Origin of the sequence: Streptomyces sp. UNOC14_S4 (assembly GCF_020740835.1) — a bacterium.
GTDB lineage: Bacteria > Actinomycetota > Actinomycetes > Streptomycetales > Streptomycetaceae > Streptomyces.
This window is the reverse complement of record NZ_JAINFC010000997.1, coordinates 1-874: the sequence shown is the minus strand read 5'-3', so window position 1 is coordinate 874 and position 874 is coordinate 1. Positions and strand designations below refer to the sequence as shown.

Sequence of the window (874 nt, the reverse complement as noted above, 5' to 3'; positions counted from 1 at the left end):
CTCCCCAGGAAGTCGTATGTCCCCCTATGACATTTCCCCGATTTCTCCCTTCGGGCTCGCCATTCGGGCCGCCGAAGACGGTGCGTCCGTCGCGGAAATCCCCATCAGTACCCTGAGGCCCCTCGTTCAGCAGCATCATCTCGTTCTTCTTCGCGGGTTCGAGGCTTTCGCCGGGCCCGACGAGCTTTCCGCTTATTGTGCGCGCTGGGGCGAGTTGAGCGTGTGGCCGTTCGGGACCGTTCTCGAACTGGTCGAGAAGGAGCGGCCCGAGGACCACATCTTCGACTCCAGTTATATGCCGATGCACTGGGACGGCATGTACCGCGAGCAGATACCCGAGTTCCAGGTGTTCCAGTGCGTCCACGCCCCCGGCGCGGGCAACGGCGGGGAGACGACGTTCTCCCACACCACCGCCGTCCTGGAGAACACTGACCCCGCCGTCGTCGAGCGGTGGTCGAAGGTCACCGGCACGTACCACCGCGCCATGGAGTTCTACGACAGCGTCACCGTCGCGCCGGTCGTGGACGCCCACCCCGTCCACGGCGCCCCCGTGATCCGTTACAACGAGCCCACCGCCGCCGACGACACCGGCTTCGTCAACCACCCCGACCTGTCCTTCTCCGGGCTCCCCGAAGACGAACTCGCCGATTTTCACCGCTCGTTGCGTGCCGCGCTCTACGACCCCGCGCACCTCTACGCGCACCCCTGGGAGACCGGGGACCTCGTGATCACCGACAACTACACGCTTCTGCACGGCCGCAACGGCTTCACCAGTGGCGCCCCGCGTCATCTGCGTCGCGTGCAAGTGCTCGGTACCCCGCCGCTCGACAACCCCGGACTGGTGCGATGACTTCCCACGAGCCCCCCCACGGCG

1 protein-coding gene is annotated in these 874 nt (G+C 66.4%); it reads left to right on the top strand.

The window, feature by feature from the left end; all coding sequences use genetic code 11:
• Positions 1 to 16: 16 nt before the first annotated feature.
• The gene (locus K6I34_RS37555) at positions 17 to 850 is read left to right on the top strand and encodes a TauD/TfdA family dioxygenase (RefSeq protein ID WP_229332484.1); all 834 of its coding nucleotides are present in this window, start codon (positions 17 to 19) and stop codon (positions 848 to 850) included.
• The last annotated feature ends 24 nt before the right edge of the window (positions 851 to 874 follow it).

Coding starts and splice junctions, on each gene's coding strand:
- K6I34_RS37555 (WP_229332484.1), top strand. CDS start 17: ATGTCCCCCTATGACATTTCCCCGATTTCTCCCTTCGGGCTCGCCATT.